The organism is Dialister sp. i34-0019-2H8 (genome assembly GCF_042846925.1).
Taxonomy (GTDB): Bacteria; Bacillota; Negativicutes; order Veillonellales; family Dialisteraceae; genus Dialister.
In genome coordinates this window covers 938402-953056 of record NZ_BAABYQ010000001.1, presented here as the reverse complement: position 1 = coordinate 953056, position 14655 = coordinate 938402, and the positions used below count along the sequence as shown (strand labels likewise).

General features: G+C 52.5%; 12 protein-coding genes. 3 read left to right on the top strand and 9 right to left on the bottom strand.

The window, feature by feature from the left end; translation table 11 throughout:
- Nucleotides 1-201: 201 nt before the first annotated feature.
- Complete coding sequence (locus ACGG9R_RS03850; RefSeq protein WP_390151667.1) at nucleotides 202-1563, bottom strand: threonine/serine exporter ThrE family protein; 1362 nt, start codon at nucleotides 1561-1563, stop codon at nucleotides 202-204.
- 466 nt (nucleotides 1564-2029) lie between these two features.
- Between ACGG9R_RS03850 and ACGG9R_RS03845 the strand changes: the two genes are divergently transcribed.
- The 3 genes from ACGG9R_RS03845 to ACGG9R_RS03835 all read left to right on the top strand — a co-directional run bounded on the left by ACGG9R_RS03845 (nucleotide 2030) and on the right by ACGG9R_RS03835 (nucleotide 6392).
- Nucleotides 2030-2695, top strand: a complete 666-nt coding sequence (locus tag ACGG9R_RS03845) for a vitamin B12 dependent-methionine synthase activation domain-containing protein (protein WP_390151664.1) — start codon at nucleotides 2030-2032, stop codon at nucleotides 2693-2695.
- Nucleotides 2696-2846: 151 nt separating this feature from the next.
- Complete coding sequence (locus tag ACGG9R_RS03840; protein WP_390151660.1) at nucleotides 2847-5216, top strand: homocysteine S-methyltransferase family protein; 2370 nt, start codon at nucleotides 2847-2849, stop codon at nucleotides 5214-5216.
- Between the two features lie 312 nt (nucleotides 5217-5528).
- Complete coding sequence (locus ACGG9R_RS03835) at nucleotides 5529-6392, top strand: methylenetetrahydrofolate reductase (protein WP_390151657.1); 864 nt, start codon at nucleotides 5529-5531, stop codon at nucleotides 6390-6392.
- Between the two features lie 260 nt (nucleotides 6393-6652).
- Here ACGG9R_RS03835 and ACGG9R_RS03830 read toward each other — a convergent pair whose 3' ends face one another.
- The 8 genes from ACGG9R_RS03830 to metG form a co-directional block, all read right to left on the bottom strand.
- Nucleotides 6653-7345 carry a TVP38/TMEM64 family protein gene (locus ACGG9R_RS03830; protein ID WP_390151655.1) on the bottom strand — a complete coding sequence of 231 codons (693 nt, stop codon included), beginning with the start codon at nucleotides 7343-7345 and terminating at the stop codon, nucleotides 6653-6655.
- A gap of 345 nt (nucleotides 7346-7690) precedes the next feature.
- The gene (gene thrC / locus ACGG9R_RS03825) at nucleotides 7691-9187 is read right to left on the bottom strand and encodes a threonine synthase (RefSeq protein ID WP_390151652.1); all 1497 of its coding nucleotides are present in this window, start codon (nucleotides 9185-9187) and stop codon (nucleotides 7691-7693) included.
- A 243-nt stretch (nucleotides 9188-9430) separates the two neighbouring features.
- Nucleotides 9431-9661: a 30S ribosomal protein S18 gene (rpsR, locus tag ACGG9R_RS03820; protein WP_390155071.1), complete on the bottom strand. Its 231-nt coding sequence runs from the start codon at nucleotides 9659-9661 to the stop codon at nucleotides 9431-9433.
- A gap of 32 nt (nucleotides 9662-9693) precedes the next feature.
- Entirely contained in the window at nucleotides 9694-10215 is a 522-nt protein-coding gene (locus ACGG9R_RS03815) for a single-stranded DNA-binding protein (RefSeq protein ID WP_022106509.1), read from the bottom strand.
- 11 nt (nucleotides 10216-10226) lie between these two features.
- Complete coding sequence (gene rpsF, locus ACGG9R_RS03810) at nucleotides 10227-10511, bottom strand: 30S ribosomal protein S6 (protein ID WP_390151648.1); 285 nt, start codon at nucleotides 10509-10511, stop codon at nucleotides 10227-10229.
- A 343-nt stretch (nucleotides 10512-10854) separates the two neighbouring features.
- Entirely contained in the window at nucleotides 10855-11268 is a 414-nt protein-coding gene (tnpA, locus tag ACGG9R_RS03805; protein WP_045172396.1) for an IS200/IS605 family transposase, read from the bottom strand.
- A gap of 614 nt (nucleotides 11269-11882) precedes the next feature.
- Nucleotides 11883-12656, bottom strand: coding sequence for a TatD family hydrolase (locus tag ACGG9R_RS03800; protein ID WP_390155068.1), 774 nt, complete (start codon nucleotides 12654-12656; stop codon nucleotides 11883-11885).
- Nucleotides 12656-14605, bottom strand: a complete 1950-nt coding sequence (metG, locus tag ACGG9R_RS03795) for a methionine--tRNA ligase (RefSeq protein WP_390151645.1) — start codon at nucleotides 14603-14605, stop codon at nucleotides 12656-12658. Before metG ends, ACGG9R_RS03800 begins: the two co-directional genes overlap by 1 nt.
- Nucleotides 14606-14655 lie beyond the last annotated feature (50 nt).

The following is a 14655-nucleotide window of genomic DNA, read 5'->3' as shown; positions in this document are numbered from 1 at the left end:
ATGCGCTGCACCACAGCCCTGAACCCTGAACCTTGAACCCTAAAGTTTGAAAACAGGGATGGGTAGCTAGGGATGAGGGATTAGTGGTGCCGAGTGACTGGTAACTTGTAACTTGAATACTACCTTCGGGCATCGCCCTGTATATATTCGCGGCGAAGCCGCCACCTTCATTCCTAATTCCTAATTCCTCATTCCTAATAGTTATCCTCTTCCGCTCGCCTTATCCAGATCCGCTGCTTTCCGGATATCCGCTTCTATGCCATCTCTTCGTTTGAGGAGCTTCTCCAGATTCTTCCGCTTCGATCGCTCGATGTACTGATGCGCGATCGCATCCGGGAGAGTCGCGCCAAGAGAGAGCCCCAGAATGATAAGCATCGCCTCGACACCTGTTTTGAAAGCCGTCAGCAGCTCGATCAGATCGATCTGTCCGATATCAATGATGGCAAACAGGAAACGATAGAGCAGCACGCCCGGGATCAGCGGAATGATCGCCGGTATCGTGACCACAAAGACAGGGGCATGGAAGTAGCGGGAGAGCGCAAAATAGAAGACGGAGAGCAGCGCGGCTCCGAGGAAGGAGGCACTCGCCATCCCCATATGGAAGGAGACCATCAGAATATTTCTCGTATCCACCGTAAGGACGGCCCCGAGGCAGGCTGCGATGATATAGCGCCTTGGCACATTGAACATGATAGAAAACCCCAATGCTGCCATAGCGGCTGCCAGTGCCTGCATGATGTACAAATGCTCCGGCGCGATCGGTACTTCGGTGAAGCTGGGGACATTCGTCAGACTGACAGCGCCTGCGATCCCAAAGGTCATCGCCAGCATGATGAGAACCGTGTGCGTGAATCGCGTCATCCCGGATGTCAAGTAGCTGTTCAAAAAATCATCGACCCCATTGATGAGTGACACGCCGGGGATCAAGGTGAGCGCCGATGCCACCACAGGGAGAAACGGATTCGTCGCCCCGGGAAGATACATCGTCCCATAGGCCGTGAGCGTCGCAAAGAACGCGGAGATAGCAATGGTGACATACCCATTCACCTCAAGACGGTTGCAAACGTACTTCACCAGAGCTCCCACCATCGCCGCCAGCATGGTGAAGAGCGCATCGACAGCATGACCGCCGAAAATCAGACAGAATGCTGCTGATGCCAGTCCGATGGCCAGAATGATCATCCACTCCGGATAAATGCGATTTCTAAAATTCTGCCTGATATAATTCAGGCGAAGGCGAAAATTATCATAGGATTCGTTTTTATACAGTGCTTCCCAGCTGGCCTCACTCGTCTGCAGAAGAGCCGTCATATTGATGCCATGGCGGTAGCATTTGCGGAACATCGTATATGCCTTTTCCCCATCATCGACATTGATCATGATGGTAGAGTATGTGATATGGATCTGTACATCTTCCCAATAGATGCCAAGGCAGGCCGCCGTGCGGAGCATGTCACGCACGATACGCTTGCTCCCTGCACCACTCTCCATCATCAGTTGCCCCGTATCCAGGATGAGCGTCATCTTGCTTCGGATGGAAAGAGAAGAATTGGATATTTTCATAGTTAGACCTCGTATATAAAAAGCTTTTCTTTAAATTCTAATGCATGTATGAAAAAAAGCAAGAGAAGAATGGTAAAAAGCAGAAAACCAATGACAAAGCGTCCCCAAAAATGCCTTCCCATCCATTTGACACTCCCCCGCTCATATGCTATAGTTACATACAATTACACAGTGGCAATGAAGAGAAGAGTACGCAGAGACGGCATTCAAAGAGAGCTTCGTATGGTGAAAAGAAGCATTGAGATATCTGCAGAAGATGGACTCCGAGCCAGGAAGGCTGAATCATGAAGCATCCCGGGGACGCCCGATACAGCGCGAGGGTATCAAGGCTTTGCCGGCGTACCTGTGAAGACCCGTGCAGTGATGCATGAGTGAAATTGGGTGGTACCACGAATCTTTCGTCCCTAGAGGGATGAAGGATTTTTTTATTGATTTTTCCGTTTTTCAGGCTTCCAAAGGAGACCCTATGCCACTATTCAACGGAACATTGTTCCAGATCGATCAAAAAGAAATGATGCGCTATGCGGGACTCTCTCCGAAGGTGAAGGAATTTCCGCAAGACGCCATCGACAGCGCCATCAGGGAAGCGCTTGCCCTCGCCGAGCCGAGAGGCATCTGGCAGATCCTCCCCTACGACCCGGAAAACGGGACGATCGGCGGAGCGCATCCGCTGACCCTCACCGGCCGCTCGATCTTGAGGCACCTTTCCCAGGCCTGGTCCGTCGGCGTACTCGCTGTCACGGTGGGCGAAGAAATCGAGAAGGCATCCGATGCGCATTTTAAGAGCGGCGAGTATCTGCAGGGGCTTCTCCTCGATGCCGCCGCGACCGCTGCCGTCGAGCACCTCGCCGATCAGGTCGATGCCCTGATCCAAAGAGAGGCCGCGCGAAGCGGACAGCATACGGTCTGGCGCTTCTCCCCCGGCTACGGGGACTGGCCTGTCACGCAGCAGCCTGATTTCTGCCGTGCGATCGGTGCAGAAACGATCGGTATCCATGTGACCGACCACGCCATGCTTTTCCCGAGGAAGTCCGTCTCTGCCATCATCGGCATCTCTGAATGCAGCGCCCGCCCCGCTCCGGCGAAATGTCGGGCATGCGGACTCATGAGCTGTCCATTTCGGAATCTGTAATATAGGTGACTGGTGACTGGGAGACATCAGACTCTCTCGTATCGTCATTTTTTGCGCCCCCTGAACCGCGAATCCCAATCCCTCGCCACTTCTTTTCCCCCTACGCTATAATAATGAAATATATAATACAATAATAAAAAGGAGAACCACTATGATTTTTTTTGATGGCGGCATGGGTACCATGCTGCAGCGCTACGGTCTCTCGACAGGAGACTGCCCAGACTACTACAATATCACCCACCCGGACATTGTACAGCGCATCTATAAGGAATACGCAGACGCAGGAAGTAACTATATCACGACGAATACCTTCGGCACCTCCCCCATCAAGCTCGCAGACTATGATCTTGCGGATAAGGTGGAAGCCATCTGTGAAGCCGCTGTGCGAAATGTGCGTACAGCCTGCGGAAATCGTGTAAAGATCGCCGGTGATATGGGCCCGACAGGGAAATTTCTCTCCCCCTTGGGCGATCTTTCCTTCGATGAGACCTGCGAGAACTACTACCGTCTGGCAAAAGCCCTTGCCAATGCGGGAGCAGACTCGCTCATCATCGAGACCATCATCGACATTCAGGAGATGAAGGCCGCCCTCATCGCTGCCAAGACGGCCTGCGACCTTCCTGTCATCTGCCAGATGACCTATGCAGAAGACGGCCGCACCATCACCGGCACCGACCCGAAAGCCGCTGTCATCCTTCTGGATGCCATGGGCGCAGACGTCATCGGTGCGAACTGCTCCGTCGGCCCGGAAAAGCTGCTGGAAGCCGCCAAGCAGATGGTCCCTTACACGAATAAGCCCATCATCATCCAGCCGAATGCCGGCATGCCGGTACTGGAAAATGGCGAGACCCATTTCCCACTCACACCGAAAGACTTCGGCAGCTGGGCACCGGAATTTGCCAAGGCCGGCGTATCCTTCCTCGGCGGCTGCTGCGGCACGACGCCGGATCATATCCGTGAAGAAGTCCTCGCCCTCAGCGATGTAACGATCTCCCCGAAAGAAAAGATCCCGCCCTTCACGGCACTCACCTCGCGGACACAGACCGTCTTCATCGGCGATGACTATGCCCCCGTCAAGATCGGCGAACGCATCAATCCGACCGGCCGCAAGAAAATGAGAGAAGATCTGAAGGCAGGCAGCTTCACCTCCGTCAAGAAAGAAGCCCTCGCGGAAGTCGATGCAGGCGCTGACATCCTCGACGTGAATATGGGCGTCCCCGGGGTAGACCAGGTCGCTCTCATGGAGACAGCAATCTCCCAGCTCTCCATGCTCTGCCCCGTCCCCTTCTCCATCGACAGCACCGACCCGAAGGTCCTTGAAAAAGCCCTGAAGCTGTATCCGGGCCGCCCGCTCATCAATTCAGCCAATGCAGAGAACGAAGAACGCTTAGACGCGATGCTCCATCTTGCCAAGACCTACGGCGCCGCTCTCCTGCTCCTTCCGATCGAGAAGGGAAATCTGCCGGAGACCGCTGAAGAACGCGTCCGCATCATTCGCTATCTCGAGGAAAAAGCCCTCGCTGCTGGACTCCGCAAAGAAGACCTTCTCCTTGATCCGCTCGTCCTCACCGTCGGCTCCGGGGACAGAGGCGCGAGCGAGACCCTGCGTACCATCAAGCTCTACAAAAAAGAATTCGGCTTCCCCTGCGTCATGGGGACGAGCAATGTTTCCTTCGGCCTCCCCTGCCGTCCCCGCATCAATGCAGCCTTCCTCACCATGGCACTCGCCTGCGGCATGAATGCCCCCATCGTGAATCCGCTCGATCAGGGCGTGAAGGATGCCTTCACCAATGCCAAGCTGCTCCTCGGCTTTGACAAAGGCGCCCTGCATTTCATTCAGGAAGCACAGGATGCCCCGGCCGCAGCAGCCACAGCTCTGCCTGTGCAAGACCTCCCGCCGCTTGCCCAGGTAAAGGCCGCCGTGAAACAGGGGGAAAAGGAAGAAGCGGCGAGTGCGGTGAAGCGCGCCATCGAAGCCGGGCTCTCATCGGAAGAAATCATCCAGAGCGGCCTCACCGCTACCATGACCGAGATCGGTGACGGATACGGCGCTGGGAAAGTCTTCCTCCCGCAGGTCATGATGAGCGCCGAAGCCATGCAGTCCGCCTTCAAGGTCATCAAGGAAATGCTCCCCGAAGCCGCCACAGCTGCCAAAGGTACACTGATCCTTGGCACCGTGCAGGGCGACATCCACGACCTCGGCAAGAATATCGTCTCTGCCCTTCTTGAAAACAGCGGCTACCGCGTCATCGACCTCGGCAAGGACGTCGCCCCCGAAGCCTTCCTCTCCGCCATCGAAGAACACCACGCGGATCTCGTCGGCCTCTGCTCCCTCATGACCACCACCCTTCCGGAGCTCGAAAAGACCGTTTCCCTCGTCAAAGAGAAATGCCCCGCCGTCTCCATCCTGACAGGAGGCGCCGTCGTCACGAAAGACTACGCCGCCTCCATCGGCGCTGATGCCTACTGCAAAGACGGCATCGCTGCCATCAAAGAAGCCGATCGGATGATGGAGAAATAGTTAGAGGGTTCAGGTTGGCGGGTTTAAGGTTCAGGGTTAGCCCCTTGGGCGTGCCGTCCCTAGATTATGAATAAAACCCTCGCTTGAATTAGAAATGAGAAATGGTGGTGCGGCGCATTTCGTCATCCTGAGCGGAGAAAAACGTCGTATGTTAAAAAAATGGCTTATCTGAAACAGGAGAACTGAGTCGAAGGATCTAAGCGCCGCAGAGTATAAATAGTTGTGATGCCATGAGCTGACATTTCAGTCACCAGTCACTTGAGACACCTAATCCCTAATCCCTAGCTACAAAATTTTTGAAAGGAGTCCCCTATGTCCACATTAAAAGAAAAGAACCAGAATCACATCTTTACCATCACGACCGAGCTGGATCCGCCGAAGAGCGCCTCCTCCGCCATCACGGAAGAGCAGGCGCAGAAAGTCGCTCCCTACGTCGACGCAGTCAATATCGCCGACTGCCCCATGGCCAAAATGCGTATGAGCCCGATCGCCCTCTCCTGCATCATCCAACAGAAGTACCAGGTCGAGTCCATCTTCCATCTGACCTGCCGCGACAGAAATGTCATCGGCCTCCAGGCGGAACTTCTGGGAGCAGCCGCACTCGGCGTGCATAACATCCTTACCCTCACCGGTGATCCGCCCAAAATCGGTGACCATCCGAATGCCAAGGGTGTCTTTGAAATCGACTCCACCGGTCTTATCCAGATCGCCAGCTGCCTGAACAGCGGTCACGATATCGAAGGACATGACCTTGGCGCGGCTACAGATTTCTACATCGGTACCACAGGAAATCCCGGCACCGATGACCTCGATGCAGAGATCAAACGATTGGAGGGCAAGAAAAAAGCGGGAGCTCAGTTCATCCAGACCCAGCCGATCTATGACATCAAGCAGGCAGAAGACTTCCTCGCCTGTGCCAAAGACCTGGATCTTCCCATCCTCTTCGGCATCGTCCCGCTGAAAAGCATCAAGATGGCAAACTATCTGAATGACAAGGTCCCGGGCATCACCATCCCGAAGAAAGTCCTTTCGCAGATGGAAACAGGCGGCCGCGAGACCGGTCTTGCGATTTCCAAAGAGATCGTCACCGCCCTGCGTGAGATCCACGCTGCCGGCGCTCATCTCATGCCGGTCAACGACATTGACGCCATCCCGTATATCGTAGGAGATAAGTGATCGGTGACTGGTGTCTGGTGACTGGTGACTAGAAATAGACCATTTAAATAAAATCCCAATACTAGTCACTAGCTACCGCACTAGTCACTTTATGGCACCGCACCACACCCGTTAAACCTTTTGAACCCTCTGAACCCGTTGAACCCAGCCCCTCCTAATCCCCAATCCCTAGCCCCTAAATTTCCCACGTAAAAACCGCCAAGCAGCCCAATGCCGCTTGGCGGTTTTCCAATTTCTAGCCCCTAGTCACTAGCTACAAGTCACTTTTTCTCCCTCTTCGTATACCACCAAATGCCGCCGTAGATGACAGCGACAGCGATGATGATGATCGTCAGGCGCAGCGAATTATCTCCGAAATTCACCACATCATGCCCCAGAATGACTTCGAGAGCCACCGAAGGGAATTTCCCGACGAGACAGCCCAGCGCGTAGTGGTAAAAGGACATATTCGAAAGAGCGCCCACAGCCGTAACAAGACCATTCGGCATATAGGGGATCGCACGCGCGATCGCCATCGCCTGCCAGGAATCATAAGAGCCGAGCTTCGTCAGCGTCTTGCTCTGCGCGATCACATGCTGTGCCATCCCGCGGAAGAGTGTACGCATCATGTAGAAGGAGATGATGACGCCCACCGTTTCTGCCAGCCAGGAAATGATCGTCCCCCAGAAGAGGCCGAAGATAAGCCCATTCGCGGTCGAAATGAAGATGGAAGGAAGGAATCCGACCACATTGATCACGACATCGATGAAGAAACTCATGAAGGCCGCATACACGCCGAAGGTCTTGAGGTAGGCAATGGTACCTTTGAGATCCCCGTCCATGGAGAGCTGGTAGATCGTCGGATAGAAAGACGGATCTACGAAGTGCACGCCCACCAGTACGAGCAGCAGCACCCCAAAGAGCGCGATACGGAAACGCCGCTCCGCTCTTTCATCCCCATTTCTTTGTATCATAGCATCAGACCTCTTTTGGTTATTTGTTATTGGTTGTCGGCTTGGCACGAGCGATCCCCCTTCCCTCAGAGGAAGGCTAATCGGAGTGCCGCTTCACACCCTTTTATTTAAGGAAACGCTGATTAAATCGCAGAGTCGGATTTCATATGGATTTTTATACATAGCTTCGTCATCATCTTCCTTAAATAGCTCGCTATTCGCGTCAGATGATTCCTTGCTCTGCATAAAAATCCAAGAATGAAATCAGACAACGATTTAATCAGTGTTTCCTTAGGGCGATACCCGAAGATGGCACTCTTTCTGTTCGCCAGTCACTCCTGATACCCAGCTACCAGTCACTAGTCACTAATCCTTCTCACAAATCTCGTCCACATACTTTTCGATCGACTCTGCCATTTCCGTTCGATCGACCACATCTGTGAATCGTTTCTCTCTGCTTTCAAGCTCACCGAGCTGTCTGGGGATCGCGATGCCCGTCTTTTCTGCGATCATACGAAGGGTATCATACGGATCATCCTTCGGCGTAAGACCGAGTGACTTTGCCACGATGCCGGGGAATTTATAGGGATGCGCCGTAGAGACGATAACGGTATGGGTATGACGCGGGATCTCTCCCTTTCTCTTCATCTCATCATAGACTGCATAGGCGATGGCCGTATGCGGATCCATGAGGTAGTCATACTTGTCGTAGACATTCGTCATCGCTTCTTCCATGGCCTTTGGCGATGCCCAGCCGCCCTTCATCTCGCCAGTGACCTTTTCCATGGCCTCCTTCGAGAGGGAGTAAATGCCGGTGTCTTTCAGCGCCTGCATATCAGCAGCCACAGTTTCCTTCGAGCCGGTCATGAAGTACAGGAAGCGCTCAAAATTCGAAGAAATCAGGATATCCATCGACGGAGCTTCGGTCAGGTGGAAGTCACGGTTGATATCATAGGTACCCGTCTTGAAGAAATCGGCAAGGACCTTGTTTTCATTGGAGGCGCAGATGAGCTCGCCGATCGGCGTACCGATCTGTTTGGCGATCCATGCCGCCAAGATGTTTCCGAAATTTCCCGTCGGAACGACGACATTGAAGGTCTCCTTGGGCCCGATGGAGTTCTGCTTCAAAAGTGAGAGCCACATCCAGACATAGTACACCACCTGCGGGAAAAGGCGTCCGATATTGATAGAGTTCGCACTGGAGAAAAGCACGCCCTTCTCTGCAGATCTCTCGCGCAGCTCACTGCCGAAGACTTTTTTCAGCGTACCCTGCGCGTCATCGAAATTGCCTTCGATGCCGACGACCTTCACATTATTTCCGAGCTGCTTCTGCATCTGATCCTGCTGCAGCGGGCTGACACCGTGAGACGGGTAGAAGACCATGATGTGTACCCCCGGCACGTCGCGGAAGCCTTCCAGCGCCGCTTTGCCGGTATCTCCGGAGGTCGCAGTCAGGATCAGCACCTCCCTCTCATCCTTCTGCTGCTTCTTGGCATACACCAGAAGGTACGGGAAGAGAGAGAGGGCAAGATCTTTGAATGCACAGGTCCTTCCATGGAACATCTCTGCCATGGAGAAGGACTCCGACATCGTCTTCACCGGCACGATCTCCGGTGTCTCGAATGTCCCGGTGTATGCATCATGCGTCAGCCTCTTCATATCCTCTTCCGGGATATCGGTGAAGAAATGAGACAGCACATAAGCCGCCAGCTCTTCATAAGAAAGATGCATCAGATCATCAGCTGCCAGAAAAGGCGCTGGCAGCTCCGATGGCACATAGAGTCCGCCGTCACTCGCCAGTCCTTTCACCAGCGCTTCCAGTGCGGTCACGGTCTCACTGCTTCTTGTACTTCTATATTTCATAGGACACCTCCATCGAGATAAACTTAGCTTTATTGTAACATAGACGAGAATGGGATGCTACAAATTTAGGGGTTTAGGAAGGCGTCGAACCTGACAGTCTGCTTTCCCGGTAAGAGGGAAAGAGCTTACGCTCTGCGCAAATACTCGCAGCACTTTCGGATTTTTATGCACAGTGGCTTCTCCATTGCGCCCGTTCCAATAAAAAAATCCCAAGACTGAAGTCTTGGGATCTTCCGCTTCTGATTAGTCAGCGCTGAAAGGAAGCAGAGCGATAGCTCTTGCTCTCTTGATAGCGAGATTGATCTTACGCTGATGTTTAGCGCATGTGCCAGTTACGCGGCGAGGAAGGATCTTACCTCTTTCGGAAACGAAACGGCGAAGTGCGGCAATGTTTTTGTAATCAATGGTGTCTACGTGATCTACGCAGCACTGGCAGACCTTTCTTCTCGGTCTTCTTACTCTATCTCTTCTGATCATGCTAGTTTATCCTCCAAAATCAATGTATCTCAGAACGGAATGTCTTCATCCTTGGAAGCCTGTCCGAACTGACCAAAACTGCTCTTCGGCTGGCCCTGCGGCTGGCTCTGGCCGAATGGGGAAGCTCCGTTATTGAAGCCGCCATTGTTTCCGCCGTAGCCATTATTGCCAGTATAGCCATTATTTCCGCCGAAAGCATTGCCCGAAGGCTGCTGCTGGGAATGCGAGAATCCGCCGATCGGAAGCGCTACGAAATTCGCAGTCACTTCGCTGACCCATCTTCTCTGTCCGTCTGGTGTATCGTAGGAACGAGTAGTAAAACGGCCTTCCACGAAAACGCGGCTGCCTTTTTTCAGCTGATTTCCTACAGCTTCCGCCAGATTTCCCCAAGCCACAACGTTAATCCAGTCTGTGATCTCTCTCTGTTCACCCTGAGGCGTTGTAAAAGAACGATTCACTGCCACGGTAAAAGATGCCATAGCGCGGCCGGTCTTTGTTGCACGGACGACCGGATCTCGTGCCAGATTACCCATAACTTGAACTGAATTCATTGTGCTACCTCTTAGTCATCCTGTTTTACAATGATGTGACGGATAATTTCTTCATGAATTTTGATAACGCGGTCAAGTTCTTTGATCTCTGCCGGGTCAGCCTGGAAATCTACTACTACGTAGTAGCCTTCGCTCTGGTGTCTGACTTCGTAGGCAAGATGACGTTTGCCCCATTCATCAACTTTGTCAACGGTACCACCGATTCTGGTGATAGTGTCCTGTACCAGTTTGACAGCAGCTTTGATGACTTCATCATTAGCTGCATTCACAATGAACATAACTTCATACTTTTTCACGAAATTCGCCTCCTTTTTGGACTTATGTCCCATGCTCTCCATGGGAAGAGAAGTTGCCTGCATCAAAGCAAGCTTTTATATTATAGCCGTTTCGAAGATGAAATGCAAGGGGGAAAAATAAAATAAATGGTTCAGGGTTCAGGGTTCGGGGTTCGCTCGTGTAGCGTATCGTCCCTTGATTGAGGATGAAAGCTCTGCACGCCAGTTAGCAACCCCCATTTCAAATGGGGGTTTATTTGGAACCCCTCCGGGGTTTTGTACTGACACCTGCCTATGGCAGGTCTAGCAAATCGTCTTTGTACTTACAGCCGCCTATGGCGACTCTTTCGCTTATTCGTCTTACTTACTTCTCGAACTTATCGCTTTCTTCTTGCTCTGAAATGTAACGCTTGATAACTTCTTCGTTGATATTCCCGACGGTTTCTACATAATAGCCTCGTGCCCAGAGATGCCGTTCTCCCCATCTGGCTTTTATCTCGGGATGCCGGTCGTATATCATTAACGCACTTTTCCCTTTGATATAGGCTACTACGTCTGATATATTCAACTTCGGCGGTATCCCGAGATACAGATGCACATGATCCACGCATGCAGCTCCCTTGATCAGTTCCACTTTCTTCATCTCGCACAATTTTCGGATGATTTCAACCAAATCTTTCCTCATTTGCCCGTAGAATACTTTCTTGCGATATTTTGGGATGAATACGATATGATATGTGCAATTCCATTTGGTATGAGCTATACTATTGTTGTCCATTTGGACTCCTCCTTTGTTAGCTAAAGTGGTTTGCTAGACCCTCTTTATTCTAACACTGGAGGATTTTTTATACTCTAGGCAAAGCTACGGCTCCACCGGGTCCCCCATCTCAGATGGGGGCTTAATATACGAATACAGTTAGAAGTGAGAAGTGTTGGTGCGGCGCATAAAAATATGGAAGCGCCGCCATTTTAGGCGAGGGTATTCCACGTATTGTCATCCCGAGCGAAGTCGAGGGATCTTTTTCGTTCGCGGTATAACGTTGTATGTTTACAGAAGAAATGCAGGAAACTACGCATCTTTCCGCATCTCTCTTTCATAACGCCAGTACCCTATCCGCCTCGCTGCGCTCGGCACCTTCCCCTCGAGGGGAAGGCTATATTGTGGCAGCTTCGCCGCGAGTATATATGGGGCGATGCCTGAAAGTGGTATTCAAGCCACCAGTCACTAGTCACTCATCCCTGCTTTCAAACTTCAGGAGTGCGGCGCTTCGCGCCGAATGTATATTGCACATCGAAGCCGCCACCTTATTCCTCATTCAAACGAGGCTTTCAAACGCAATCAAGGGAGCGCACACCCCGCGGGCTACCTCTGAACCCTGAACCCGTCAAACCTTACTCCTCTATCCCATACACTTCCATCGCATTCCGCTTCGTCTGCTCTGCGATCTCTTCCGCCGATACCCCCTTGAGACGGGCGATCTCTTCCGCCACAAAGCGGACGTTGGACGGATCGTTTCGCTTCCCGCGGAAGGGCGGCGGGGTGAGGTAAGGACTGTCCGTTTCTATGAGGAGCCGATCCATCGGTATCTCTTTGGCGACTTCCTTGAGCTTCAGGCTCTTTGGAAAAACGACAGGCCCTGCAAAGGAAATGTAGAAGCCGAGCTTCATGAGTTCCTTCGCTGTCTCCAGACTCCCTGAAAAGCAGTGAAGGATCCCCCGCAGATTTCCTCCCTGGTGTGCTTTCAGGATCGAGAGCGTATCTCCATGGGCGTCCCGATCATGGATGAGGATGGGAAGGTCAAGCTCTTTGGCAAGCTCGATCTGGCGGGCAAACCAGTATTTCTGCGTTTCCTTATCCGTGTAGAGATAGTAATAGTCCAGCCCGATCTCCCCCACCGCTTTCACCTTGTCATGCGTCCGGGCAAGCGCAGCAATGGCTGCGAGCGCCTCCTCCGTCGCATCCTTTGTCACCTGCGGGTGGATGCCGACTGCTGCATATAGAGAAGGGTGGCTCTCTGCGAGAGCCACCGCTTTTTCACTGGTCACAAGGTCTTCGGAAGGGATGACCACGTAGTCCAGCGTCTCGAATATGTGATGGATGACCTCTTTCCTGTCACGGTCAAAGGCTTTGTCGTACAGGTGCGCATGGGTATCGAAGAGCCCCATCATTTCACCCGGCTGCCGGCAGGCATGTCGACGAAAGGCACCTTGAGGCTTCCATCCTTCGACGCAGCAAGGATCATCCCCTGCGACTCGATCCCCATGAGCTTTGCCGGCTTCAGGTTCGACACAAAGATGACGTGCTTGCCGATGAGCTCTTCCGGCTGATAGTATTCGGAGATCCCGCTCACGACGGTGCGCGTCTCTCCATCGCCCAGAGATACGGTCATCTTGATGAGCTTCTTGGATTTTTCCACCTTTTCCGCCGTCAGGATTTCTGCTACGCGAAGGTCTGTCTTGAAGAAATCGTCGATGGAGATCGCTTCCTTCTTTTCTTCTTTCTTCTCTTCCTTCTTCGGCTGTTTCTTCTCTACTTTCTTCGGTGCGGGTGCTTCCTCGTCCTTTTCGATCTCAATGCGCGGGAAGAGCTGCGGTCCTTTATTGATATGAGTGCCGTCAGCAATACCGCCCCAGACGAGGTCTTTGTAGGCTGCATCCTTGAAATCGGTAAGTCCCAGCTGGTTCCAGATCTTTTCAGACGCGATCGGGATAACCGGCTCTGCCATCAAAGAGACGAAACGCATGCCTTCACAGAGATGATAGAGGACAGCATCGAGAAGCGGTGCCTTGGCCTCATCCTTAGCCAGTGCCCATGGCATGGTCACATCGACATATTTATTGAGCGCACGGACAAAGGTCCATACCGCTTTCAGTGCATCATTGATCTTCCAGCCATTCATGCCTGCGCGGAATGCAGAAAGCGTCTCAGCTGCTTTATCTTCGATCTCCTTAGAAGCAGCTGCCACTGTCTCATCAGAAGAAGCATCGCCCTTGGTCAGGACGCCCTTTCTGTATTTTTCCACCATGGAAAGAGAGCGGTACAGGAGATTCCCGAGATCATTCGACAGGTCCGAATTGATACGTCCGATCAGTCTGTCGCGGCTGAAATTGCCGTCCTGCCCAAGCTGGATATCATTCAGAAGGTAGTAGCGGATCGCATCAGAGCCAAATTCCTGCAGAAGCGGGATCGGATCGACGACATTGCCCTTGGACTTGGACATTTTCTCTCCGTCTACGATGAGCCAGCCGTGGCCGTAGACCATCTTCGGCAGCTCGATGCCAAGGCTCATCAGCATGATCGGCCAGATGATGGTATGGAAACGGACGATCTCCTTGCCCACCAGATGCACGTCTGCCGGCCAGAACTTCTTGAATTTTTCCGGATCGTCGACGATGCCCGCCGCGGTCAGGTAGTTGACCAGTGCATCAAACCAGACATACACGACATGCTTAGGGTCAAACGGTACCTTGATGCCCCAGGAGAAGCTCGTGCGGGAGACGCAAAGGTCTTCCAGCCCGCTCTTGACGAACTGGATCATTTCATTGCGGCGGGATTCCGGCTGAATGAAGCCCGGATTCTCTTCCACATATTTCATCCAGCGATCCGCATACTTGGACATTTTGAAGAAATACGCTTCTTCACTGACTCTCTGAAGCGGACGGCCGCAGTCCGGACAGGTGTGATTCTCATCCAGCTTATTTTCCGGCCAGAAGGATTCGCATGGCACGCAGTACCAGCCTTCATACTTGCCCTTGTAAATATCGCCCTTATCATAGGAGCGCTGGAAGAGCATCTGTACGACCTTTTCATGACGTTTCTGGGTGGTGCGGATGAAGTCATCATTGGAAATATTGAGTTCCTTCCACAGCTGCTGGAACATGCCTACGATCTTATCCGTGTACTCGATCGGCGTGACACCGGCTTCCTCTGCCTTCTGCTCGATCTTCTGTCCGTGCTCATCCGATCCGGTCAGGAAAAAGACATCATAGCCGTCAAGACGCTTGAAACGAGCCATGCTGTCAGCGATGGATGTGCAGTATGTATGCCCGATGTGCAGCTTCGCGCTGGGGTAGTAAATCGGCGTGGTGATATAGTATTTCGGTTTGTCGTTCATTCAGATTCCTCCTGCCTCTATTGGTCAAACGAAAGTGTTTCGTTTTGTAT

Bases quoted from the DNA above. Each gene is read 5' to 3' on its own strand.
- ACGG9R_RS03850 (WP_390151667.1), bottom strand. From the start codon at position 1,563: ATGAAAATATCCAATTCTTCTCTTTCCATCCGAAGCAAGATGACGCTC.
- ACGG9R_RS03845 (WP_390151664.1), top strand. From the start codon at position 2,030: ATGCCACTATTCAACGGAACATTGTTCCAGATCGATCAAAAAGAAATG.
- ACGG9R_RS03840 (WP_390151660.1), top strand. From the start codon at position 2,847: ATGATTTTTTTTGATGGCGGCATGGGTACCATGCTGCAGCGCTACGGT.
- ACGG9R_RS03835 (WP_390151657.1), top strand. From the start codon at position 5,529: ATGTCCACATTAAAAGAAAAGAACCAGAATCACATCTTTACCATCACG.
- ACGG9R_RS03830 (WP_390151655.1), bottom strand. From the start codon at position 7,345: ATGATACAAAGAAATGGGGATGAAAGAGCGGAGCGGCGTTTCCGTATC.
- thrC (WP_390151652.1), bottom strand. From the start codon at position 9,187: ATGAAATATAGAAGTACAAGAAGCAGTGAGACCGTGACCGCACTGGAA.
- ACGG9R_RS03815 (WP_022106509.1), bottom strand. From the start codon at position 10,215: ATGAATTCAGTTCAAGTTATGGGTAATCTGGCACGAGATCCGGTCGTC.
- tnpA (WP_045172396.1), bottom strand. From the start codon at position 11,268: ATGGACAACAATAGTATAGCTCATACCAAATGGAATTGCACATATCAT.
- ACGG9R_RS03800 (WP_390155068.1), bottom strand. From the start codon at position 12,656: ATGGGGCTCTTCGATACCCATGCGCACCTGTACGACAAAGCCTTTGAC.
- metG (WP_390151645.1), bottom strand. From the start codon at position 14,605: ATGAACGACAAACCGAAATACTATATCACCACGCCGATTTACTACCCC.